The 21,489-nt window shown below is 63.9% G+C and carries 22 protein-coding genes; 15 read left to right on the forward strand and 7 right to left on the reverse strand.

The window, feature by feature from the left end:
• Positions 1 to 114: 114 nt before the first annotated feature.
• From ccsB to ACYVOC_RS02815, 3 genes are all read right to left on the reverse strand, one after another.
• Positions 115 to 1,452: a c-type cytochrome biogenesis protein CcsB gene (gene ccsB / locus ACYVOC_RS02805; protein WP_116004784.1), complete on the reverse strand. Its 1,338-nt coding sequence runs from the start codon at positions 1,450 to 1,452 to the stop codon at positions 115 to 117.
• Positions 1,449 to 3,602: a cytochrome c biogenesis protein ResB gene (locus ACYVOC_RS02810; RefSeq protein WP_461160811.1), complete on the reverse strand. Its 2,154-nt coding sequence runs from the start codon at positions 3,600 to 3,602 to the stop codon at positions 1,449 to 1,451. The genes ccsB and ACYVOC_RS02810 overlap by 4 nt, the downstream gene beginning before the upstream one ends.
• Positions 3,603 to 3,733: 131 nt before the next feature.
• On the reverse strand, positions 3,734 to 4,363 hold the full coding sequence (locus ACYVOC_RS02815) for a c-type cytochrome (RefSeq protein ID WP_116004786.1): 630 nt from the start codon (positions 4,361 to 4,363) through the stop codon (positions 3,734 to 3,736).
• 73 nt (positions 4,364 to 4,436) lie between these two features.
• Here ACYVOC_RS02815 and yihA point away from each other — a divergent pair, with 73 nt between their 5' ends.
• Both yihA and ACYVOC_RS02825 read left to right on the forward strand, forming a co-directional pair.
• Positions 4,437 to 5,147 carry a ribosome biogenesis GTP-binding protein YihA/YsxC gene (gene yihA / locus ACYVOC_RS02820; protein ID WP_461160812.1) on the forward strand — a complete coding sequence of 237 codons (711 nt, stop codon included), beginning with the start codon at positions 4,437 to 4,439 and terminating at the stop codon, positions 5,145 to 5,147.
• A 94-nt stretch (positions 5,148 to 5,241) separates the two neighbouring features.
• Positions 5,242 to 6,153, forward strand: coding sequence for an alpha/beta fold hydrolase (locus ACYVOC_RS02825; protein WP_116004788.1), 912 nt, complete (start codon positions 5,242 to 5,244; stop codon positions 6,151 to 6,153).
• Between the two features lie 87 nt (positions 6,154 to 6,240).
• Here the strand turns inward: ACYVOC_RS02825 and ACYVOC_RS02830 are convergent, their stop codons facing one another.
• Together ACYVOC_RS02830 and ACYVOC_RS02835 are read right to left on the reverse strand one after the other, a co-directional pair.
• Entirely contained in the window at positions 6,241 to 7,107 is an 867-nt protein-coding gene (locus ACYVOC_RS02830; protein WP_461160813.1) for a lysophospholipid acyltransferase family protein, read from the reverse strand.
• Positions 7,104 to 7,952: a lysophospholipid acyltransferase family protein gene (locus ACYVOC_RS02835; RefSeq protein WP_461160814.1), complete on the reverse strand. Its 849-nt coding sequence runs from the start codon at positions 7,950 to 7,952 to the stop codon at positions 7,104 to 7,106. Before ACYVOC_RS02835 ends, ACYVOC_RS02830 begins: the two co-directional genes overlap by 4 nt.
• Before the next feature lie 132 nt (positions 7,953 to 8,084).
• Here ACYVOC_RS02835 and metK point away from each other — a divergent pair, with 132 nt between their 5' ends.
• The 5 genes from metK (at position 8,085) to groL (ending at position 13,598) form a co-directional block, all read left to right on the forward strand.
• A complete protein-coding gene (gene metK / locus ACYVOC_RS02840; RefSeq protein ID WP_461160815.1) occupies positions 8,085 to 9,266 on the forward strand; it encodes a methionine adenosyltransferase in 1,182 nt (393 codons plus the stop codon).
• Between the two features lie 440 nt (positions 9,267 to 9,706).
• Positions 9,707 to 9,892 carry a DUF1328 domain-containing protein gene (locus tag ACYVOC_RS02845; RefSeq protein ID WP_116006136.1) on the forward strand — a complete coding sequence of 62 codons (186 nt, stop codon included), beginning with the start codon at positions 9,707 to 9,709 and terminating at the stop codon, positions 9,890 to 9,892.
• A 367-nt stretch (positions 9,893 to 10,259) separates the two neighbouring features.
• Entirely contained in the window at positions 10,260 to 11,330 is a 1,071-nt protein-coding gene (locus tag ACYVOC_RS02850; protein WP_461160816.1) for an NUDIX domain-containing protein, read from the forward strand.
• A 243-nt stretch (positions 11,331 to 11,573) separates the two neighbouring features.
• A complete protein-coding gene (gene groES / locus ACYVOC_RS02855; RefSeq protein WP_116004793.1) occupies positions 11,574 to 11,864 on the forward strand; it encodes a co-chaperone GroES in 291 nt (96 codons plus the stop codon).
• Positions 11,865 to 11,948: 84 nt separating this feature from the next.
• A complete protein-coding gene (gene groL, locus ACYVOC_RS02860) occupies positions 11,949 to 13,598 on the forward strand; it encodes a chaperonin GroEL (RefSeq protein WP_116004794.1) in 1,650 nt (549 codons plus the stop codon).
• A gap of 316 nt (positions 13,599 to 13,914) precedes the next feature.
• On the opposite strand, the gene ACYVOC_RS02865 is transcribed toward groL, so the two are convergent.
• Positions 13,915 to 15,516 (reverse strand): DUF342 domain-containing protein, encoded by a 1,602-nt coding sequence (locus ACYVOC_RS02865; protein WP_158550305.1) that lies wholly within the window; start codon positions 15,514 to 15,516, stop codon positions 13,915 to 13,917.
• 224 nt (positions 15,517 to 15,740) lie between these two features.
• Between ACYVOC_RS02865 and ACYVOC_RS02870 the strand changes: the two genes are divergently transcribed.
• The 3 genes from ACYVOC_RS02870 to ruvC are packed head-to-tail and all read left to right on the forward strand — an operon-like array spanning position 15,741 to position 18,073.
• A complete protein-coding gene (locus ACYVOC_RS02870) occupies positions 15,741 to 16,475 on the forward strand; it encodes a lysophospholipid acyltransferase family protein (RefSeq protein ID WP_116004796.1) in 735 nt (244 codons plus the stop codon).
• A complete protein-coding gene (locus ACYVOC_RS02875) occupies positions 16,476 to 17,465 on the forward strand; it encodes a phosphatidate cytidylyltransferase (RefSeq protein WP_461160817.1) in 990 nt (329 codons plus the stop codon).
• Positions 17,466 to 17,524: 59 nt separating this feature from the next.
• Positions 17,525 to 18,073: a crossover junction endodeoxyribonuclease RuvC gene (gene ruvC / locus ACYVOC_RS02880; RefSeq protein WP_116004798.1), complete on the forward strand. Its 549-nt coding sequence runs from the start codon at positions 17,525 to 17,527 to the stop codon at positions 18,071 to 18,073.
• 53 nt (positions 18,074 to 18,126) lie between these two features.
• On the opposite strand, the gene ACYVOC_RS02885 is transcribed toward ruvC, so the two are convergent.
• Positions 18,127 to 18,564: a type II secretion system protein N gene (locus ACYVOC_RS02885; RefSeq protein WP_116004799.1), complete on the reverse strand. Its 438-nt coding sequence runs from the start codon at positions 18,562 to 18,564 to the stop codon at positions 18,127 to 18,129.
• A gap of 58 nt (positions 18,565 to 18,622) precedes the next feature.
• Here ACYVOC_RS02885 and gspG point away from each other — a divergent pair, with 58 nt between their 5' ends.
• From gspG to gspK, 5 genes are all read left to right on the forward strand, one after another.
• The gene (gene gspG / locus ACYVOC_RS02890; RefSeq protein ID WP_116004800.1) at positions 18,623 to 19,078 is read left to right on the forward strand and encodes a type II secretion system major pseudopilin GspG; all 456 of its coding nucleotides are present in this window, start codon (positions 18,623 to 18,625) and stop codon (positions 19,076 to 19,078) included.
• Between the two features lie 64 nt (positions 19,079 to 19,142).
• Entirely contained in the window at positions 19,143 to 19,595 is a 453-nt protein-coding gene (locus ACYVOC_RS02895; protein ID WP_370453687.1) for a prepilin-type N-terminal cleavage/methylation domain-containing protein, read from the forward strand.
• Positions 19,592 to 19,957, forward strand: a complete 366-nt coding sequence (gspI, locus tag ACYVOC_RS02900) for a type II secretion system minor pseudopilin GspI (protein ID WP_116004802.1) — start codon at positions 19,592 to 19,594, stop codon at positions 19,955 to 19,957. The genes ACYVOC_RS02895 and gspI overlap by 4 nt, the downstream gene beginning before the upstream one ends.
• A 2-nt stretch (positions 19,958 to 19,959) precedes the next feature.
• Positions 19,960 to 20,646 carry a PulJ/GspJ family protein gene (locus ACYVOC_RS02905; protein WP_116004803.1) on the forward strand — a complete coding sequence of 229 codons (687 nt, stop codon included), beginning with the start codon at positions 19,960 to 19,962 and terminating at the stop codon, positions 20,644 to 20,646.
• Positions 20,643 to 21,489, forward strand: an 847-nt coding sequence (gspK, locus tag ACYVOC_RS02910) for a type II secretion system minor pseudopilin GspK (protein WP_461160818.1), incomplete at its 3' end; no start/stop codon positions are given. The genes ACYVOC_RS02905 and gspK, both read left to right, overlap by 4 nt.

Here is a 21,489-nt window from a genome sequence, read left to right on the forward strand (position 1 = left end):
GGGGTTTTGGTTGCTGTGACAGATAGAGCGAAATGAAAACCAATTCGTTCCATTCATTGTTCAGATTACAACGCTCACCAAAAACCCGCTGGCCGGGCCCCGCTTACCCACCTACTACAGTGTGCCGTAGCTGTGCAGACCGCTCAGGAACATGTTGACCCCGAGGAAGGCAAAGGTGGTGACCACCAAGCCCACCAGCGCCCACCAGGCGGACACCGTACCGCGCAAACCCTTCATCAGGCGCATGTGCAGCCAGGCAGCGTAATTGAGCCAGACGATCAACGCCCAGGTTTCCTTGGGGTCCCAGCTCCAGTAGCCGCCCCAGGCCTCGGCGGCCCAGAGTGCGCCCAGCACGGTGGCAATGGTGAAAAACGCAAAACCCACCGCGATGGACTTGTACATCAGGTCATCGAGCACCTCGAACGAGGGCAGGCGCTCACCGATACGCTTACGGCCCAGCAAAATGCTGGCAACGATGAGCGCGGATACGCCGAAATACACCATCCAGTAGCTGCTGCCCGCGGCGGTGGAGCCCTGACGGAAAACCAGGGGCTCAAAGCACAGCACCACGCCCAGCAGCCACAGCGGTGCCAGTTTGTACCAGCGTGTCTCGGTCGCCTGCTGCTTGATCAAGTAAGCAAAAGCCACCATGGCCGACAACGCAAAGGTACCGTAGCCAATGAAGTTGGCGGGTACGTGCAGCTTCATCCACCAGCTTTTGAGAGCAGGTACCAGAGGCTGGATTTCATGCGCGTCGCGCACCACCGTGTACCACAACAGAAAACCCACCGCTGCGCTGACCACCAGCATGACAAAACCGCCCAGGGCGCGCGTGCCGTACTGCTCTTCGTAGTACAGGTAGAACAGCGCGGTCATCCAGCAGAACATGACAAACACCTCATAGAGGTTGCTCACCGGAATATGGCCGATGTCAGGGCCAAGCAAGTAGCTTTCATACCAGCGCACCATGGTGCCGATCAAGGCCATGCCCACGGCGACCCAAACGAGGCGTGAGCCGATGAGAGACATCACATCGCCCTCGCCGCGCGAGAACATGCCGATCCAGTAGAACAGCGTTGCCATGAAGAACAGCATGCTCATCCACAGGATGGCCGACTGGCTGGACAGAAAATACTTGAGGCCGAACACTGTTTCGGCGCGCCCCAGGCTGCCTGCACCATCGATCTGGTACAGACCGATGGCCATCAACGAGAGTGCAGCCACCGCCAGCATCAAGGAGCGCAGGGGCCGCCAAAACCAGCCCAGCCATACCAGGCTGGGGATGGCGGCAAGCAAAATGCCTTTTTCATAGATGTCCATGTAGGCGCCGTAACGCTGCAACGCATACAGCCCCCCCACCACCACAATGGCAGCAAAGAGCCAGTCCAGCCAGTTTCGGCGGGAGAAGAAGCCCTCATTGAGGGTCACCGTGATGGTGCTAGCGGTATTCATGTGGAGCCTCCATGGCGGCTCGAAGGTGCCGCCCCAATGAGTTTTTCGGTCAGTTGGGCAAACTCGCGGTCGCCATCCATTGTCTTGCGATTGGTCGAAAGTGCCATGGTGGCATGGGTACGCCCATCGCGGGGGGCCAGCCAGACCCAGACGCGGCGCTCACGAATATAGAGCATGGAAAACACCCCCAGAATCAGCAAGGCGCAGCCCAGATACACCACGTTTTTACCCGGCGCACGCGCTACCTGGAAGACACTGGCCTGCACCTGTTTGAAATCCTTGAGTTCGAACAGCACAGGCGCCGGATAGAACTGGACATCGCTCAGCGCCATCACCGACTGTGTCATGAACCCCAGTGTCTGGTTACCCGGTTGAAGCGGCGCAAGCCCGGCGCGCTCTTGGGTGATCTGCGCCAGTTCGTATAACGCGCCATTCAAAATCCGGATCAGCACCTCGCCGGCACGCGAGCGTTCTGCCTCGGGAACATTGGCTTCCATAAACTCGGAGATAGCCGCCAACCCGCCATGGCGTTTGCCCGCTTCATCCGTGCGCCCGGCAAAAAGCGTCAGCGCCCGCGAAGTCGATTCGGCCAGTTGTGCCGACAGCTCTTTACGGCCCGGATCGACGGCCTGGGCCACATAGCGGCGCACAGCCTCCGCACGATCGGCGGGACTGGACAGTGCCGCATGCAGGCGCATGAAACCGTTGATCCCACCCTGCGCATCGACCGGCAGGCGCAAGTAACGGAAAGGATCGGATGGTTTTTCGCGCACGCCGAACAAGAAAACCGCAGGCGAGCCGTCGCCCATGTCCACAGGCAGCATGTAGTTGTGGAACTCGCGCGCCTGGCCTGCCGCATCGCGCAGCTTGTAACCGATGCTGGGGCCGACATTGCGCAAATCCGTTTTGCTCTCGGTCTTGTTGGCCGCGCCCATGCGGGCGTCGATGGAGTGGCGCAAATCCACCTTGCGAACGTCGGTGCCGGTAGCGTCTTCGTTATTGCCAAAATTTTCTACGTTGATGGTGCGCAGCGAGGTGAATTCCAGCGACATCGGCTCCCCCCCCACGCCTTGGGCCAGGCGGGAGCTGGTGCCAATGGTGCCCTGCACATCGAACGCCGCCGCATTCGCTGTCAGCGGCAGCGCGTGCAAAGACACCGTAGATCCGCCGTCGTCAAAGCTCGACTGGTAAATCTCGACCCCCTTGTAGCTGGCCGGATGGTTGACCTCAATGCGCGCCGGAACGGTCTCGCCCGTGGCCTTGTCGTGGATGATGACCTCACTGGCAAACAGCTTGGGCATTCCCGTGGAGTAGTACTCGACGATGAATTTTTTAAGCTCCACCGCGAAAGGCAGCTCCTGCAGCAGCACGCCATCAGACTGGCTCAGGATGGCAGTACTTGCCTGCGCGCCTTCGCTGACCACCAGATTGCCGCGGAACGTGGGGTTGCGTTCACTCAAACGGTGCTCAGGGCGTACGTCGGCAATCATGCCGCCACCGGCAAACGGCGTTTTGCCGCCCACCCACATCTGCGCACGCACGATCAGATCGCCATCGAGCAAGCCGCCCAGACACACCAGCACGATGGCACTGTGCGCCGCGATGTAGCCAATTTTGTTGGCTGCGCCCGCCTTGGCGGCCACCATCCAGCCCGTACCCGGGCCTGCAGCGGTGTCACGCTGCTGCAAACGCACCTTCCAGCCGCCGCCCACCAGCATCTGGCCAATGCGCCGGGCTTCGGTTTCGGTGCTTTGTTCCAGGGCGGCCTCGGCCTTGTGATGGAAAGCGCGCAGATTTTGCTCGCGGATGTTCTCTTTGTAGGTCTTGAGATCGGCAATGATTTTCGGGGTATTGCGCGCAATGCACAGCGAGGTGCTGGTGACCAGAAACGCCAAGATCAGCAAAAACCACCAGGCGCTGTATACCGTGTTGAGCTGCACGGCCGCAAACAGCTCCGCCCAGAAGGGGCCAAACTGGTTGACGTAGTTGATAGCAGGTTCGTGCTGCTTGAGCACCGTGCCAATCACCGAGGCGATACAAATGATCGTCAGCAGCGCAATGGCGAAACGCATCGAGGACAACAGCTCGATACCGGCGCGCATCGCGTGCGAACCCGTGCGGATGCGCACGCCGTGGGTGGTGTCAGACATGGGTGGAGAGTATGCAGCGCAGAAAGAAAAAGGGCGGGCCATCCAAAGATGGGCCCGCCCGCATTGGGGTTAGTCGTGCGCGATTGGTTCCGTACAGTGGCGGCAAAACCGCCCCGGACAGCGCGCAGCGATCAACGCAGCCCGGCGATGTAGTCCGATACCGCAGCGATTTCGCGGTCGTTCAGCTTGGCGGCCACACCGGTCATGTGGATATTATTGTTGCGCACGCCGTCACGGAAAGCCTTGAGCTGGGCCTCGGTGTAGACCGCGTGCTGGCCCGACAGACGGGGGTACTGCGCGGGAATACCAGCGCCATTGGGGCTGTGGCAGGCAGCGCAGGCGGCGATCTGGCGGTCCGGGATACCGCCGCGGTAGATGCGCTCGCCCATCACCACCAGGTTTTTGTCCTTGGCAGCATTCTCGGCAGCGGGCTTGGAAGCCAGCCAGGCAGCCACGTTCTTCATGTCCTCGTCCGACAGCATGGAGGCAAAGCCTTGCATGATGGCGCTGGCGCGCTTGCCCGACTTGAATTCTTCCAGCTGCTTGACCAAATAGGCGGGGTGCTGTTGCGCCAGCTTGGGATTTTCAGCAATGCTCGAATTGCCGTCGGCCGCGTGGCAAGCCACGCAAACGGTGGAATAACTGGCTTCGCCCTTCGCAAGGTCGGGCTTGGCGGGTACCGGGGCGGCGTCCGCAGCAAAAGCAGGAAGAGCGGGAGCTGCCAGCACGGCAGCCATGAGCAAGGAGGCGAGCAACTTCATATCGAGGGACTTCGTTGTGGTGGCGCTAAACCACGCGATTCTACAATGAGGCTCCAACGCATCCTATTGATCCATGACACTCTCTGTTCCTGCGCCAACTGCTGGCCCTGTTTCGCCCGCACCCGATGCCCGGACCGCCATGGGCTGGATGCACACGGCGCGCTTCCTCACCACCGCCGCGCAACTGCACCAGTTGCCGCCCGTGGATGTGCCGGAGATCGCCTTCGTCGGACGCTCCAACGCGGGAAAGTCCTCGTGCATTAACACCCTGGCTCAGCAAAAGCAGTTGGCCTTTGCCTCCAAGAAACCGGGGCGCACGCAGCACATCAATCTGTTTTCACTGGGCCGCCAGGGCATCACCGACGCAGTATTGGCCGACCTGCCCGGCTACGGCTATGCAGCGGTGTCGCGCACCGACAAGAAGCGCTGGCAGCAGGTGATGGTGAATTACCTGGTCAGCCGCACCAGCCTGACGGGCATCGTGCTGCTGTGCGATCCGCGCCTGGGTCTGACCGAACTGGACGAGGCTCTGCTCGAAGTCGTGCGCCCGCGCGTCGAGGAAGGCCTGAAGTTTCTGGTACTGCTCACCAAGGCCGACAAGCTGACCCGCGCCGAACAGGCCAAGGCGCTGTCGATTGGGCGACTGCAGGCCGGCGGGGGCGAGGTGAAGATGTTCTCTGCGCTCAAGAAACAGGGCGTGGACGAGACCGCACAACTCCTGTGGCAGTGGGCCCACCCGGATGGAGCCGCCGAGCCAGTCACCCCGGCAGCGCCCCAAGGCTGACACCCGGTGCAGGGCGGCAGCGGTTTCATTTTCAGTAAAAATGGCCTCTAGCGCTTATAAATAAAGCGCAGAAAGCTCTCTTTTAAATAGCAAAATGATCACCCGTATCGACATTCCCCTGCCCCACGGCACGACCCTGCACTGCCATGTGAGCGGTGAGCGGGGCCGCCCGGTGCTCATGTTTCTGCATGGCTTTCCAGAAGGCGCCTTCATCTGGGACGACCTGCTGGCGCACTTTTCGCAACCTGCCCACGGCGGCTACCGCTGCATAGCGCCTTACATGCGGGGCTTTGGGCGCTCCAGCAGCCCACCAGAAGCCGAGGCCTACCGCGCCAAATACCTGGTGCAGGACCTGGCAGCGCTGATCGCGGTGGAATGCGCCGACGGAGCGCCCCTTGAATGCCTGGTGGCGCACGACTGGGGCGGCGCCGTCGCCTGGAACCTGGCCAACCAGTGGCCGCAACGCCTGCGCCGCCTGGCCATTGTGAATTCACCGCACCCCGGCGCCTTTTTGCGCGAGTTGCAGCACAGCCCCGCCCAGCAGGCAGCCAGCCAGTACATGCATTTCCTGTGCCGCCCCGATGCCGAGGCGTTATTGGCCGAGGACGACTTCCGCCGCCTGTTCGCTTTCTTCAATGCCCCCGACGGCCGCGCGCCCGCCTGGCTGACCGACGCCGTGCGGGCGCAGTACCGTGCACTGTGGCAGCAAGGATTGACGGGCGCCTGCAACTATTACCGCGCCAGCCCGCTGCGCCCGCCCCGCGAGGGCGACGCCGGGGCCGCCACTGTCAGCATGCCTGCGTCCATGCTGACAGTGGCGATGCCTACGCTGGTGCTCTGGGGCATGGACGACCCGGCGCTGCTGCCCGGCCTGCTGGACGGCCTGCCAGGCTGGGTGCCGCAATTGCAACTCCAACAGATCGCCGGAGCCTCGCACTGGCTGGTGCATGAACAGCCCGAACTGGTGCGCCAAAGGCTCGCGGATTTTTTGCAATCAAAAGAATAGCTGCTTGCGCTCTCTGCATAAGGGCTGCGAGCCAATTGGGCATAAATTCACCCTTCCAAACCCTGGCCACAGGCGCCTCAGAGGTACTCAGTAAACACCTGGCTCACCCTCGGGCCGGGTCTTGAAACGCTTGTGTACCCAGTAGTACTGGCCCGGCATGGTGTCGATGTAGCTCTGCAACTCACGGTTCATGCGCGCTGTGTCGGCCTCTACATCGTCGGTGGGGAAATGCTCCCAGGCGGGAGACAGCTCAGCCACATAGCCCGTGGGCGTCAAGCGCGTGTACATGCCCAGCACCTTGGCGCGGCCCAGCCGGGCAAAGCGTGACAGCGAAGGCACCGTGGCCGTGGGCACGCCGTAGAACGGCACGAAGATCGACTCGCCCGGACCAAAATCCATGTCGGACAACAGATACAGCAGCCCGCCTTTGCGCAGGCTGGAAATGATGGGCTTCACCCCGTCGGCGCGGTTGAGCATGCGCACATCTCCAAAGCGCTGGCGCCCCGCCATGAACCAAGCATCCACCGCGGGATTGGGGTGCGTCGAGAAAATGGACGTGAACGCGCGCTGGGTGCGCAGGGGCAAGGCCAGCCCCCCCGCATCCATGCCGTAGAAATGCGGCGCAAAGATGATGGTGGGTGCATCACCTTCCAACTCGTGCACAGCGCCCTGCAGCTTCACGCGCTGCAGCACCACATCGCGCGGCGCAGACCACAGCCAGCTGCGGTCCAGCCAGGTCTGGCAAAACACCACGAAAGTCTCGCGCGCCCAGGCCTTGCGCTGCGCCAGTGTGGCCTGCGGAAAGCACAATTCCAGATTGCGCAGTGCCACACGGCGGCGCGGCGCCGCCAGCACGTACAGCACCTGCCCGATCAGCCAGCCGATGGCGCGCAATACCGGCAGCGGCAGATACGCCAGCATGCCCATGAACCACACCCCAAGGCGGCCGCTCATGCAACACCTCCGGCGGATGCCTCGGCGCGCGGCTGCTTGTAGCGGGCATAGCCCCACAGGTACTGGTCCGGGCACTGGCGAATGATGTGCTCCATGGCGCGGTTGATTTGCAGCACAGCGGCCTCCAGAGAATCATCGAGCGCCGCAGGCAGCGGCTCGATCACCAGCAAAAAACCCCGCCCCCAGGGCTGGCGCTCGCAGCGCGCCAGCAGCACGGTGGCCCCGGTCTGCTGGGCCAGGCGCACGGCCAGGGTCATGGTATAGGCGTCACGCCCAAAGAATGGCGCCCACAGGCCCTGCCCCTCGGGCGGCACCTGGTCGGGCAGCAGACCCACGGCCTCACCCCGGCGCAGCGCCTTGATCATCTGGCGCACACCCGCCAGCGTGGTGGGTACGGCCTGCATGCCCGGGCGGTTGCGCGCGGTCTCCATCACCCGGGCCAGCCAAGGCTGGCGCGCCGGGCGGTACAGCACGGTGATGGGGCCGTGCGCAGCGCCCCAGCGCTGGGCCACGGCCTGGGCCGACATCTCAAAACACCCCAAGTGTGGGGTGAGAAACACAATGCCCCGCCCTGCCGCATGGGCTTGCAGCAGATGCTCGGCGCCCACGATGCGACAAGGCGGCGTGGCCCCCAGCCACAGCCGTGGCAACTCGGCCGCCATGCGCCCGGCATGGGCCACCGCAGCGCGCACTTGCGTGAAGCCGTAGCCTGCCAGCGCGGCGTTGTGCAGAAACCGCCGCCGGTACGTGGCCGAGGCCAGAAACGCCGTCCACCCCATGAGCGCACCCAGGGCGTGCAGCAGCCACAAAGGCAGCAAGGAAAAAAACCAGAATACAAAAGGCATTAAAATGACGGGGTCGCTGAGTTAAATGAGCAACTTGCAGGGCGACACTAAATAAATCTGCTAAAGCGTTCGCCAGAGCTCCCAAGGCTTCGGGCAACGCCCAACGATGCCGGAACACAGGAGTTTATTCAAATGGCGAACGACTTTCTTTTCACATCCGAATCTGTCTCGGAAGGCCACCCCGACAAGGTGGCGGACCAGATCTCCGATGCGATCCTTGACGCGATCTTCACACAGGATCCTCTCTCCCGCGTTGCAGCCGAAACCTTGACCAACACGGGCTTGGTCGTGCTGGCCGGCGAGATCACCACCAACGCGCATGTGGACTACATCCAGGTGGCGCGCGACACCATCAAACGTATCGGCTACGACAACACCGACTACGGCATCGATTACAAAGGGTGCGCCGTGCTCGTCGCCTACGACAAGCAGAGCAACGATATCGCCCAGGGCGTGGACCATGCGTCAGACGACCACCTCAACACCGGTGCCGGTGACCAGGGCCTGATGTTTGGCTACGCCTGCGACGAAACGCCAGACCTGATGCCCGCACCCATCTATTACGCCCATCGCTTGATGGAGCGCCAGGCCCAGGTGCGCAAGGACGGACGCCTGCCCTTCCTGCGCCCCGATGCCAAAAGCCAGGTGACCATGCGCTATGTGGACGGCAAGCCCCACAGCATCGACACCGTGGTGCTCTCGACGCAGCACAGCCCCGACCAGAGCGAGACGCAAACGAAGATGAAAGCCAGCTTCATCGAGGCTGTGATCGAGGAAATCATCAAGCCCGTGCTGCCCAAAGAGTGGCTGCAGGGCACCAAGTACCTGATCAATCCCACAGGCCGTTTCGTCGTCGGTGGTCCGCAGGGCGACTGCGGCCTGACGGGCCGCAAGATCATTGTCGATACCTACGGTGGTGCCTGCCCGCACGGCGGCGGCGCCTTCAGCGGCAAAGACCCGACCAAGGTAGACCGCAGCGCAGCCTACGCCGCACGCTACGTGGCCAAGAACGTCGTGGCCGCTGGGCTGGCGCGCCAGTGCCAGATCCAGGTGGCCTACGCCATCGGCGTGGCACACCCGATGAACATCACGGTCTACACCGAGGGCACGGGCGTGATCCCCGACTCCGAGATCGCCAAGCTGGTGGCCGCGCAGTTCGACCTGCGCCCCAAGGGCATCATCCAGATGCTGGATCTGCTGCGCCCCATCTACGAAAAGACCGCCGCTTACGGCCACTTCGGCCGCGACGAACCCGAGTTCACCTGGGAGAGAACGGACAAGGCTGCCGCGCTGCGTGCAGCGGCTGGGCTGTAAGCCCGGCAACCCGCGCAGCGGGTTCGGCAGCCTTGCGGCGCAGGCTCATTTCGCGCAGCGAAGTGAAGGCCCGCAGGGCCGGGCTGAAGCCACAAAGCCCCAGCACTGCGTGCAGCGGCTGGGCTGTAAGCCCGGCAACCCGCGCAGCGGGTCGGCAACCTTGCGGCGCAGGCTCATTTCACGCAGCGAAGTGAAGGCCCGCAGGGCCGGGCCGAAGCCACAAAGCCCCAGCGCTGCGGGCAGCAGCCGGGCTGTAGGGCGCGCCGCACCCAAGCGCAGTGTCGGGGCGCCAACCACGGCACCAGGATGGACCGGGCCTACATGCCCGGTTCGTCCTACAAGCGCTTCGCCCCACTTCCTACGGCGTACGACGGGTCGCCCCGCTACCTTTGCAGACAAGCCGCGCCATCCAGCGCGCGGGGTCCTTCAAGGGGAACGACATGCTCAAGTACGCCATCATCTTCGCCATCGTCTCGCTGATCGCCGGCGCGCTCGGTTTTACCGGCATCGCAGCCGGCGCGGCCGGTATTGCCAAGATCCTGTTCTTCATCTTCCTGGCAATTGCCGTGCTGTTCGTCATCCTGGCGGTGCTGGGCGTTGGGGCTGCCCGCAAGGCGCTGAGGTAAACGAAAAAAGCCCAGCCCTGCCTGAGCAGGACTGGGCGCTGATTCAGACGGCCTCCTGCGCCTGCACCACGCGGTTGCACCCACACAACCTTGGCCATGGCGGCACCCCCGGCAGCACCAGATTGAATTTAAGCCGCAAAGACATGGATCTCTTTTATTCGTTTTGACTGCGCCATGCGCGCTGATCTGGCCCACAGCGACAAGCCCGGCACAAAGTGTGCGTTTGCGCCAGATTTATCCCCTGTGGTCTATCGGGCCGTATGCCCACCACGCGCCGTGGCTTTCTGGTAGGCGTGTTCGACCCATTTGACTGAAAATCAACACCTGCGCTGCATACACCAGCGCCAGCAGTTCATTTTTTCAAAGCATGTACGACACCGCCATCCTCATTGGGCGCTTCCAGCCCGTACACAACGGCCATCTGGCACTGCTGCGCGATGCACTTGCCGCAGCGCGCCAGGTCATTGTCGTGCTGGGCTCTGCCCATGCCGCGCGTTCGCCGCGCAACCCTTTCACCTGGCAAGAACGTGCCGCCTTGCTGCACGGTGCGCTACCCGAGTCCGACCAGGCACGGGTGCACATGCTTCCGATACGCGACTACTTCGACGAAGCCCGGTGGGCGCACGCAGTGCAGGCGAGCGTGCACGATTGCCTTGTGCAGCAGGGCGAATCATCGCCGGAGCGGACCAAAATCTGCCTGATCGGGCACTTCAAGGATGCCACCAGCGGTTATTTGCGCAGCTTTCCCCATTGGGAGTTGCGCGCCCTGGCTCGGCAGACCGACACCGATGCCACGCCCTTGCGCGCCGCCTATTTTTCGGCCGCACCGGGCCACGCCCAAGCAGCCTTGGCCCAGATACAGGACGAGTTGCCCGATTCCAGTCTCGATTTTCTGCGCCAATTTGCCCTGCACCCCGCCTACAGTGCACTGCAGGGCGAGTGGCACGCGCTGCAGGCGGCCCGCCAAGCGTGGTCTGCAGCGCCCTATCCGCCTGTTTTTGTCACCGTCGATGCACTGCTGCGCTGCCGCAACCAGGTGCTGCTGATCCGGCGCGCCCATGCACCAGGGCGCGGCCTGCTGGCACTGCCCGGTGGGTTTATTGAATCCAACGAAACCCTGTGGCAAAGCTGCCTGCGCGAACTGGCGGAGGAAACCCATTGCGACCTGCCAACGGATGCGCTGGCGCAGGCGTTCCAGGCGGTACGCGTTTTCGACCATCCGGCGCGTAGCCAACGCGGGCGCACCATCACCCATGCGCACTACTTCGACCTGGGCGATCGACCACCACCGCACGTGCTTGCCGATGACGACGCCGCACAGGCCGAATGGGTGGCCATCGACGCACTTGCGAGGCTGGAAGACGAATACTTCGAGGACCATTTTCATATCCTCGACAGCTTTCTGGGCTTGCTGGCGCCTGCCGAGGCTCAAAGCTAGACGCGACTTCCCCCCGCTTGGGCCCCGTACCCTGGTGCGCCACGCCACCGCATCGGCCACCAGAAATGGTGGCTTTTGCCATGGTGACAAAGGCCCTCCTCTTGAAACGCCGCCAAATGCCCTTATCATTAGCACTCGCCCGATGTGAGTGCTAGCAGCACCCCATATCGAGCTGAAATTACTGAGCGTCTGCCTATCAGGCGCTTTGCATCGCAAGTGTTTTTTGAATCCAGGAGATATGCAATGAAACTTCGCCCCCTGAACGACCGTGTGATCGTCAAGCGCATCGAAAGCGAAACCAAGACCGCCTCCGGCATCTTCATCCCCGACAACGCCGCCGAGAAGCCCGACCAGGGTGAAGTGCTGGCCGTGGGCCCGGGCAAGCACGACGAAGACGGCGAGCGCATCGCCATGAGCGTCAAGGTCGGTGACCGCGTTCTGTTTGGCAAGTACAGCGGCCAGACCGTCAAGGTCGATGGCGACGAGCTGCTGGTCATGAAGGAAGACGACCTTTTTGCCGTCGTTGAGAAGTAATTCGCAAGCTACTTTATTGATAGCTTACAGCGCTTGACAGACGGGCGCTGGAACCGTATTTAACCCATATTCAGGAGCTCCAAAATGGCAGCAAAAGACGTAGTTTTCGGCGGCGAAGCCCGCGCACGCATGGTCGAAGGTGTAAACATTCTGGCCAACGCCGTCAAGACCACCCTGGGCCCTAAAGGCCGCAACGTGGTGCTCGAGCGCTCGTTCGGCGCCCCCACCGTGACCAAGGACGGTGTGTCCGTCGCCAAGGAGATCGAGCTCAAGGACAAGCTGCAGAACATGGGCGCGCAGATGGTCAAGGAAGTCGCTTCCAAGACCTCCGACATCGCTGGTGACGGCACCACCACCGCCACCGTGCTGGCCCAGGCCATCGTGCGCGAAGGCATGAAGTACGTGGCCGCCGGCATGAACCCGATGGATCTGAAGCGCGGCATCGACAAGGCTGTCACAGCCCTGGTCGCTGAGCTGAAGAAAGCCTCCAAGGCCACCACCACCTCCAAGGAAATCGCCCAGGTCGGCTCCATTTCGGCCAACTCGGACGAAACCATTGGCAAGATCATTGCCGATGCGATGGACAAGGTCGGCAAAGAAGGCGTGATCACCGTCGAAGACGGCAAATCGCTGGAATCCGAACTCGAAGTCGTCGAAGGCATGCAGTTCGACCGCGGCTACCTCTCGCCCTACTTCATCAACAACCCCGACAAGCAATCCGCGATTCTGGACAACCCCTTCGTGCTGCTGTTCGACAAGAAGATCAGCAACATCCGCGACCTGCTGCCCACGCTGGAGCAAGTCGCCAAGGCCGGCCGTCCTCTGTTGATCATTGCAGAAGATATCGAAGGCGAAGCCCTGGCCACGCTGGTGGTCAACACTATCCGCGGCATCCTGAAGGTCGTCGCTGTCAAGGCCCCTGGCTTTGGCGACCGCCGCAAGGCCATGCTGGAAGACATCGCCATCCTGACGGGCGGCAAGGTCATCGCTGAAGAAGTCGGCCTGACGCTGGAAAAAGTGACCCTGGCCGACCTGGGTTCGGCCAAGCGCATTGAAGTGGGCAAGGAAAACACCATCATCATCGACGGTGAAGGCCAGGCCGCTGACATCGAAGCGCGCGTCAAGCAAGTGCGTGTGCAGATCGAAGAAGCCACCTCCGACTACGACCGCGAAAAGCTGCAAGAGCGCGTGGCCAAGCTGGCCGGCGGTGTGGCCGTGATCAAGGTCGGCGCTGCCACCGAAGTCGAGATGAAGGAAAAGAAGGCGCGCGTGGAAGACGCCCTGCACGCAACCCGCGCTGCCGTGGAAGAAGGCATCGTGGCCGGCGGTGGCGTGGCCCTGCTGCGCGCACGCCAAGCGGCTGGCGAGATCAAGGGTGACAACGCTGACCAGGACGCCGGTATCAAGCTGGTGCTCAAGGCCATCGAAGCGCCCCTGCGCGAAATCGTGGCCAACGCCGGTGGCGAGCCATCGGTGGTGGTCAACGCCATTCTGGGTGGCAAGGGCAACTACGGCTTCAACGCCGCCAACGACACCTATGGCGACATGATCGAAATGGGCATTCTGGACCCCACCAAGGTCACGCGCACTGCGCTGCAGAACGCTGCTTCTGTCTCCTCGCTGATGCTGACGACCGAGTGCATGGTCGCCGAATCGCCGAAGGATGAAGCCGGCGCTGGCGGCGGCATGCCTGATATGGGTGGCATGGGCGGCATGGGCGGCATGGGCATGTAATGCCCACCGGGCAGGGCTCGGCCCTGTCCTGAGGCGCCCGCCTCATACGCAAAAAGCCCGTAGGCAACAACACCTACGGGCTTTTTGCTATCTCACTGGTAGCCATTTACACCCCATCCATAGGCTTCAAAGTTCTTTTGGAAGGCAACGTCGATGGAATGCCTGATGGACTGCAGCCTGCTGACTCACGCACGCTCCATGGGCCTGTTGCACACCATCCATGGGCCTTCACCAGGATCGCACCTGGCGCATTGCTTGCGGTCTGCACTCGCCATACGTCCACAGCACCATCTGTCCGGGCAAGGATACGCCACCGCTACACCGCAGGCACTGCGTAGCCACTGCGGTCGGTAAATACGACAACGCCCTCGCTATCGAGCCGAAAGCTGCCCGTCCGGTACTCACGGCGCAGGCGCGCCTGCACGCGACCAAAGGCGATGTCCACGGCGCCAGCCACTGCCATACCAACGTTGACCGCCGCATGGCGTGTCTTTGCCAGTTGCTGCTCGAGGTCTTCCACCGCCAACTGGGACTGGGCATGCACGTTCTGCGCATTTTTCAACGAAGCCTGTGCGCGCCCGAGCATGTCCTTAGGGTCGCCTGCGGCAGTCAGATGGGCGATCAATTTGAGCAAGCTGTCCTGCGCCGCCAATTCTTTTTCCATCTGCTGCTGCAAGGCAAGGTAGCGGGCTTCGAGTTCAGGGTTGGCGCCAAGCACCAGCCTGGTCACACCTGCGCTGGATGAACCCAGCAACGGCACCTGGATCAGCATCATGGCGGTGGCGCGGCCACCGATCAGCCGCCCGCGTTGCGGTGCACTGGCACCAATCATGATCTGGTTGAGCGATTGCAGTTCACACTCCATTACGGTGTCGCCAATGTCGATGGAGGTGCCGGCATACAACTGCGCAGCCTCGGCAAAGCGCGCGCTGATGGCGCCTGCGGCGCGCAGCCTGGCGTGGGCAATGACGCCGCCCGTGACCTTGATGGCACCACCGGCCTGGACAATACCGCCGTCCACCATGCCGCCGACAATGACATCACCGCTTGCGTGCACTTGCATGCCTTGGCCGATGTCGCCATCGACCTGCACCGTTCCGTCGTAATGGATGTTGCCAGTCTCCATATTGACCTCTGCAAGACGCAGGACAGGCTCGATCATCACGCCGCCGCGCACCCGAACGGGGTGGCCGGTCTGGCTGGCCTGGAGCAGGTTGGGGTCTTCGTCGGACACCTTGGCACCCGTCAGCTGCGCAGCGAAGGGCTCGTCCAGTCCGGGTTGGGCCAACAGGGGCTCGCCGCGCACGGTAACGCCCGCAACACCCAGCGTGGCCGGTCGGCGGCGCATCAGCAAGGCGCCGGTATGCACCATGACGATTTCCCCATGCTCGCGGTAGTCAATGAAACCGTTCTCATCCACCCTGGGCGTTCGGTCGGGCGCCGCAGGAATCAGCTCCTCAAACTCCGCATCGTGCCCATCCTGCGCCGGCACACCGCGCGCCACGACCACGGCTTCGCAGGCTCCGGCGGCGACCGCCTGGGCGATGGCCTGCGCGTCGACTTCAGCCACTACCCCTGCAAGAATGAGGCCCTGGTGCACGTCCTGGACCGTGGCCGACACCCCGCCTTGTGCGGGTGTTATATCCAGACTGGCAGACATGGCATCCGTGGCAACATGGATGCGCACGAGGGCGTTACAGCGCTTTGCAACGGGTAGCGAGAAGGGAGCAGGCGCGCTCTTGGCGTCCTGGGCGGCACGCTCCAACGCCTCGTGGTGCAGCAGGCAGTCGCCATAACCCTCGCGCACCAGCCAATCGTGCAGCGCCGCAGCATCGATATCGCCCCGCCCTTGTGCAGGCTGCACGTGAAGCAGGATGCTGCCATCAGACTCGCTCAGCGCCATACCGACAAAATCCATAGTCGATCGCCTCCCTTCAAGCAGGTGCCATGGCTGTGATTGCATTGCTGCAGCGTGGACCGCTGCCTGGAATTCTTGACGGCAAAAACTCTCGGCCGCTTTTCCACAAACGCAATGTTGCTACAACGCTTATAGCTTACTCTGTGCACTTGGGGAATGCGCAAAAACTCCGTACACCGGCTCTCGCCCCGTCTTACCCCCTCTACAGCACCGTATCATGGCCCATGCTTGCCAAGTTGATGGGTTTCTTCCTGCTGGGCCTGGTGCGTCTGCTCACCGGGTCGCAGGCGCGCTGGTATGGCTGCCCGCCCAAGGCGGAGCAGCGCATCTACTTCGCCAACCACCAGAGCCACGCCGACCTGGTGCTGATCTGGGCCGCCCTGCCCGAAGAGCTACGCAGCATCACCCGGCCGATTGCCGCGCGGGATTACTGGACCAAAACACCGTTCCGGCAATGGATCACCACCGCTGTGTTCAACGCCATCTACGTCGAGCGCCAGGCCGCCACCCCACCGCCTGCCCCTGCAGCACCTGCCCACGACACCGCCGACGGCACGGCGGGTGGGCCAGACCCTGCCCCGCCAACGCCCGAACCCGCGCCCAGCCCCGAGGCGCTGCGCGCCGCCCTGCCCGATAACGACCCGCTGGCGCCGCTGGTGCGGGCGCTCGAGAGTGGCGACTCGATCATCATTTTCCCCGAAGGCACGCGCGGCCATGGCGACGACCCGCAACCCTTCAAATCGGGCCTGTTCCGGCTGGCCCAGATGTTTCCGCAGGTGGTGCTGGTGCCCGCGTGGATCAACAACGTGCAGCGCGTCATCCCCAAGGGCGAGGTGGTACCGGTGCCCATTCTGTGCTCGGTGACCTTTGGCGCGCCCGTCGCGCTGGCCGATGGCGAAGCGCGCCGCCCCTTCCTGGACCGGGCACGCCACGCTGTGATGGCGTTGCGGGAGGTGTAAATGAACAACTTCCTGCGCAGCCTCTCCACGACCGAGCAGATCGGAGCGCTGTTTCTGGTGGTCTTTGGCGTGCTCACGCTCATCACGCTCTGGGCCATTCTGCGCGGCCTGCGCGAAGCGCACCACGACGGCCCCGAAGGCCAGGCACACAAGGTGGCAGCGCGGCAGCTGCGCGCTCTGCTGCAGACCTCCTGGGCCATGGCCACGGTTTTCTGGGTGAGCTGGGCACTGGGCGACACCATGGCCACGGTGCTGTTCGCCCTGGTTTCGTTCCTGACACTGCGCGAGTTCATCACGCTCTCACCCACAAGGCGCGGCGATCACCGCAGCCTGGTGCTGGCCTTTTTCGTCGTGCTGCCGCTGCAGTTCATCATTGTGGGATCACGGTCCTTCGATCTGTTCACGGTGTTCATCCCGGTTTATGTGTTCCTGGCACTGCCCGTGGTGAGCGCGCTGGCCAACGACCCCGAGCGCTTTCTGGAGCGCAGCGCCAAGCTGCAGTGGGGCATCATGGTCTGCGTCTATGGCATGAGCCATGTGCCGGCGCTGCTGCTGGACTTTCCGCAATACGAGGGCAAGGGTGCTTTCCTGGTCTTCTTCCTGGTGCTGGTCGTGCAGACCTGCATGGTGGTGCAGCACCTGGTGGGCCGCCGCCTGCCCCACCGGCCCGTGGCACCGCAGGTCAGCCAGAGCTTTCAGTGGGCCAGCTGGCTGGCCGGTGTGGGCGTGGGTGGGGTGTTGGGCGGTCTGCTGTCGTTCATCACACCCTTCAAGCCGGGGCAGGCGCTGGGCATGGCCCTGCTGGCCTGCGTGGCGGGCAGCCTGGGGCACCTGGTGATGAAGGCCCTCAAGCGCGATCGCGGCATCACCAACTGGGGCATGCAGGGCCAGTCCGTCACGGGCGCTGGTGGCCTGCTCGACCGCGTGGACGCACTGTGCTTTGCTGCACCGGTGTTTTTCCATTCAGTACGCTGGTATTTCGGTTTATAAGCAAAAACTGCCTCTAACGCTTATAAATCAAGCGCAAACAGCTATCATTTCAATAGTACATGAGAATCCTTGGCATCGACCCCGGCCTGCAGACCACCGGTTTTGGCGTGGTGGACGTGGACGGCCACAAGCTCAGCTATGTCGCCAGCGGCACCATCCGCACCACCCAACTCGCGCTGGGCGACCTGCCCGCTCGTCTGAAAGTGCTGTTCGACGGCATTGGCGAAGTAGCAGCCCGCTACGAGCCCGACGTGGCCACGGTGGAGATCGTGTTCGTCAACGTCAACCCCCAATCCACCCTGTTGCTGGGCCAGGCGCGCGGCGCCTGCATTACAGCCCTGGTGGCACGCGACCTGCCCGTGGCCGAATACACCGCACTGCAGATGAAGAAAGCCGTGGTCGGCCACGGCCGCGCCGCCAAAAGCCAGGTGCAGGAAATGGTGCGCCGCCTGCTCCAACTGCCCGGCCTGCCCGGAACCGACGCCGCCGACGCACTAGGCATGGCCATCACGCACGCGCACGCAGGCGCGGCCATGGCGCGCCTGGGCGAAGTGGCCACCTTGCAGCGGCGCCAGCATGCGATGTACAAGGGCGGGCGGAGTTACTGAGTGGCACGCACCCAGCTGTGCTGCCATGGAAACACCCCCGAGGGGCGAGCGCGCTATTTGCGCAGCGGCATTTCCAGCGTGAGCGAGGCCGGACCTGCGGCCGAGGCGCCCAAATGTGCCTGGCGTGGCCCCAGCGACTGCAGAACCAGGCCCGTATCGATCGCGGCGCCCACGCGGTAGGGCTTTGCCGGTTTGCCGTCCACGGCGATCAGCGCAGCGCCGCCGCCACTGTTGCGCCCTGCCAGCACGCCCACCAGCGTAAAGCGGCTGGATGCGGCGGCCACAGGCGCGGGGGCCGCCACGGCTCCCAGCAATCGGGCCATGGCCTGCACGTCGGGCGCTGCTGCGGCCAATGGCACGGCAGGCGCAGCCAAACCAGGGGCACCGGCCGACAGGCGCAGGCCCCAATAGGCCGCGCTGGCGGCCGCCAGGGCCCATATGGCCAGGGTGGTCAGGCGCACGCCCCAGAGACTGTGTGAATTGGTCACCATCACACGATTATCATTCACTCGCTGCACGGGATGGCCCGTTGCACCCAACCGATTGCCTATGAACATGATCCACCCCGTTTTTTCCGCCTGCCACGCACGCCAACGCCTGGCCCGGGGCTTCACCCTGATTGAGCTGATGGTGGTGCTGGTCATCATCGGCGTGCTGGCCGCGCTGATCGTGCCCAACGTGCTCGATCGCGCCGACGACGCCCGCACCACGGCCGCGCGCACCGATGTGACCAACCTCATGCAGGCGCTCAAGCTCTACCGCCTGGACAACCAGCGCTACCCCACCTCCGAGCAGGGCCTACAGGCGTTGATTGCCAAGCCCACGACCGGCCCACAGCCGCTGAACTGGAAGCCCTACCTCGAGAAGCTGCCCAACGACCCCTGGGGCCGCCCCTACCAGTACCTGAGCCCCGGCGTGAAAGGCGAGATTGATGTGATGTCGTTCGGGGCCGACGGCCAGTCGGGTGGCGAAGGCAAGGATGCCGACATTGGCAGCTGGCAGTAACCGCCCTAAGCCAACGCACCCCAGGCCAGGGGTGCATTGGAACGGGCTTGGCCAGGCCACCGGCATTGGCATTGGCACTCTTGGGGGAAGCCGCGCAGCAGCCCAGAGGGGGTTCACTCTTCTTGAACTGCTGGTGGTTGTCAGCATCATGGCGCTGGGCACGGCCGGTGTCGGGCTGGCGATGCGCGACAGCGGGCAAACGCAACTCGAACGCGAGGCCGAACGGCTGGCCGTGCTGCTGGAGGCCGGGCGCGCCCAGTCCCGCGCCAGCGGCATGCCGGTGTACTGGCGCACGGCCCCGGGCGGCTTCCGTTTTGAAGGACTTCCGCCCGAAAAACTGCCCAGCCAGTGGCTTGACCCTGCCACTCTGGTGCGAGGCCCGTCCCATCTGGCCCTGGGGCCTGAGCCGCTGATCGGGCGCCAACAGGTGGTGCTGTCTCGGCAGGACCACCCCGAACACACCTTGCGCGTGGGCACCGATGGCCTGCGCCCCTTTGCCGTGGAGCCGCCGCAATGACATCCGGCAGCCAGCAAGGCGGATTCACGCTGGTGGAGGTGCTGGTGGCGCTGGGCATCGTGGCCATTGCGCTCACGGCCGGCACACAGGCCACCTCGGCCCTTACGCGCAACGCGCAGCGCCAGTCCGATGTACTGCTGGCACACCTGTGCGCCGAGAACGAACTCGTCAAAATACGCCTGTCGCGGCAAATGCCCGCCATTGGCGACGACCTGCAGTCCTGCGAGCAGGCCGGGCGCCGTTTTGATGTGAGCCTCGTCGTGCGCCCCACCCCCAACCCGAGCTTCCGGCGCGTGGATGCGCAGGTGCTCGATGGCACGTACCCGGTGCTGCGCCTGTCCACCATCGTCGGGCGCCGCTGACCATGGCATTCCCACCCGTCCATCCATCCCGCCCGGCACGGGGGTTCACGCTGGTCGAATTGCTGGTGGCCCTGGCCATCCTGGCGCTGATGGCCCTGCTCAGCTGGCGCGGCATAGATGGCATGGTGCGCGCACAAGAACAAACCCGCCAGCGCAGCGACCAGTTGCTGGTGTTGCAGGCCGCGCTCACGCAGTGGGGCACCGACCTGGACGCGCTGCTGCCCTTGCCGCACACCACGCCGCTCGACTGGGACGGCCAGGTGCTGCGCATCACCCGGCGCAGCACTGCGATGCCCGACGAGGGCGCCCTGGTGGTGGCCTGGGCCCGCCGCGACGTGGGCGGCACCAGCCAGTGGTTGCGCTGGCAGTCGCCGCCGCTGCGCACGCGCGGCGCCTGGGAGCAGGCCTGGCAACAGGCCGCCCAGTGGGCGCGTAACCCGGGCGAAGCCGACCGGCGCGCCGAAGTCGCCCTGCTGCCGCTGGCCGACTGGAAAGTTTTCTATTTCCGCAGCGACGCCTGGACCAACCCCATGTCCAGCAGCGGCCCACCGGCCGCCGATGCCGCCACGGCCAGTGTGCTGATTCCCGATGGCGTGCGCCTGCAGCTCGACCTGCCCCCCGGCCAGGGGCTGGCCGGGCAGATCACGCGCGACTGGGTCAGCCCCCTCAAGGGAGGCGGCAAGACATGAGCACCAGACAACGCGGCGCGGCCCTGCTGGCAGCCATGCTGACCGTGACGCTGGTCGCCACCTTTGCCGCCGCTGCCCTGTGGCAGCAGTGGCGCTCCATCGAGGTGGAGACCGCCGAACGCGCGCGTGTGCAATCGGCCTGGATTTTGCTGGGCGCGCTCGACTGGTCGCGCCTGATCCTCATCGAAGATGGCCGCGCCGGGGGCGCCGACCACCTGGCCGAACCCTGGGCGGTACCGCTGGAAGAAGCCCGCCTGTCCACCTTTTTGGCCGCCGACCGCAACGTGGCCCAGCAAACCGACGCCAGCACCGACACCCGGGACGCTTTTCTGTCCGGCCAGATCATCGACCTGCAGTCACGCCTGAACCTGACCAACCTGGTCCAGGGCGGTACGGTGAATGAATCGGCACTGGCCCAGTTTGGCCGCCTGTTCAACCAGTTGGGCCTGCCCGCGTCCGAGCTGGCCACCCTGGTGCAAGGGCTGCGCGCCGCCCAGGCGCCCGCCGAAAGCGGCAGCCAGGCGCCCCTGATGCCGCAAACCCTGGGCCAGCTGACCTGGCTGGGAGTCTCGCCCGCCACGGTGGCCGTGCTGGCCCCGCATGCCGCGCTGCTGCCCGAGCGCAGACAGGTGAACCTGAACACCGCCGGGGTCGAGGTGCTGCTTGCCAGCATCGAGGGCCTGGACATGGCGGGCGCCAACAAAATCGTGGCCGTACGGGAGATGCAGCATTTCAAAACGCTGGAGGACGTGAACGCCCTGCTGGGGCAGGTCACCCATGCCAACAGCAACGACCATGCGGTGTCGTCTTCGTATTTCGAGGTGCATGGCCGCTTGCGCCTGG

It is taken from the genome of Simplicispira piscis (assembly GCF_054783455.1).

Coding starts and splice junctions, on each gene's coding strand:
- ccsB (WP_116004784.1), bottom strand. CDS start 1,452: ATGAATACCGCTAGCACCATCACGGTGACCCTCAATGAGGGCTTCTTC.
- ACYVOC_RS02810 (WP_461160811.1), bottom strand. CDS start 3,602: ATGTCTGACACCACCCACGGCGTGCGCATCCGCACGGGTTCGCACGCG.
- ACYVOC_RS02815 (WP_116004786.1), bottom strand. CDS start 4,363: ATGAAGTTGCTCGCCTCCTTGCTCATGGCTGCCGTGCTGGCAGCTCCC.
- yihA (WP_461160812.1), top strand. CDS start 4,437: ATGACACTCTCTGTTCCTGCGCCAACTGCTGGCCCTGTTTCGCCCGCA.
- ACYVOC_RS02825 (WP_116004788.1), top strand. CDS start 5,242: ATGATCACCCGTATCGACATTCCCCTGCCCCACGGCACGACCCTGCAC.
- ACYVOC_RS02830 (WP_461160813.1), bottom strand. CDS start 7,107: ATGAGCGGCCGCCTTGGGGTGTGGTTCATGGGCATGCTGGCGTATCTG.
- ACYVOC_RS02835 (WP_461160814.1), bottom strand. CDS start 7,952: ATGCCTTTTGTATTCTGGTTTTTTTCCTTGCTGCCTTTGTGGCTGCTG.
- metK (WP_461160815.1), top strand. CDS start 8,085: ATGGCGAACGACTTTCTTTTCACATCCGAATCTGTCTCGGAAGGCCAC.
- ACYVOC_RS02845 (WP_116006136.1), top strand. CDS start 9,707: ATGCTCAAGTACGCCATCATCTTCGCCATCGTCTCGCTGATCGCCGGC.
- ACYVOC_RS02850 (WP_461160816.1), top strand. CDS start 10,260: ATGTACGACACCGCCATCCTCATTGGGCGCTTCCAGCCCGTACACAAC.
- groES (WP_116004793.1), top strand. CDS start 11,574: ATGAAACTTCGCCCCCTGAACGACCGTGTGATCGTCAAGCGCATCGAA.
- groL (WP_116004794.1), top strand. CDS start 11,949: ATGGCAGCAAAAGACGTAGTTTTCGGCGGCGAAGCCCGCGCACGCATG.
- ACYVOC_RS02865 (WP_158550305.1), bottom strand. CDS start 15,516: ATGGATTTTGTCGGTATGGCGCTGAGCGAGTCTGATGGCAGCATCCTG.
- ACYVOC_RS02870 (WP_116004796.1), top strand. CDS start 15,741: ATGCTTGCCAAGTTGATGGGTTTCTTCCTGCTGGGCCTGGTGCGTCTG.
- ACYVOC_RS02875 (WP_461160817.1), top strand. CDS start 16,476: ATGAACAACTTCCTGCGCAGCCTCTCCACGACCGAGCAGATCGGAGCG.
- ruvC (WP_116004798.1), top strand. CDS start 17,525: ATGAGAATCCTTGGCATCGACCCCGGCCTGCAGACCACCGGTTTTGGC.
- ACYVOC_RS02885 (WP_116004799.1), bottom strand. CDS start 18,564: ATGGTGACCAATTCACACAGTCTCTGGGGCGTGCGCCTGACCACCCTG.
- gspG (WP_116004800.1), top strand. CDS start 18,623: ATGAACATGATCCACCCCGTTTTTTCCGCCTGCCACGCACGCCAACGC.
- gspI (WP_116004802.1), top strand. CDS start 19,592: ATGACATCCGGCAGCCAGCAAGGCGGATTCACGCTGGTGGAGGTGCTG.
- ACYVOC_RS02905 (WP_116004803.1), top strand. CDS start 19,960: ATGGCATTCCCACCCGTCCATCCATCCCGCCCGGCACGGGGGTTCACG.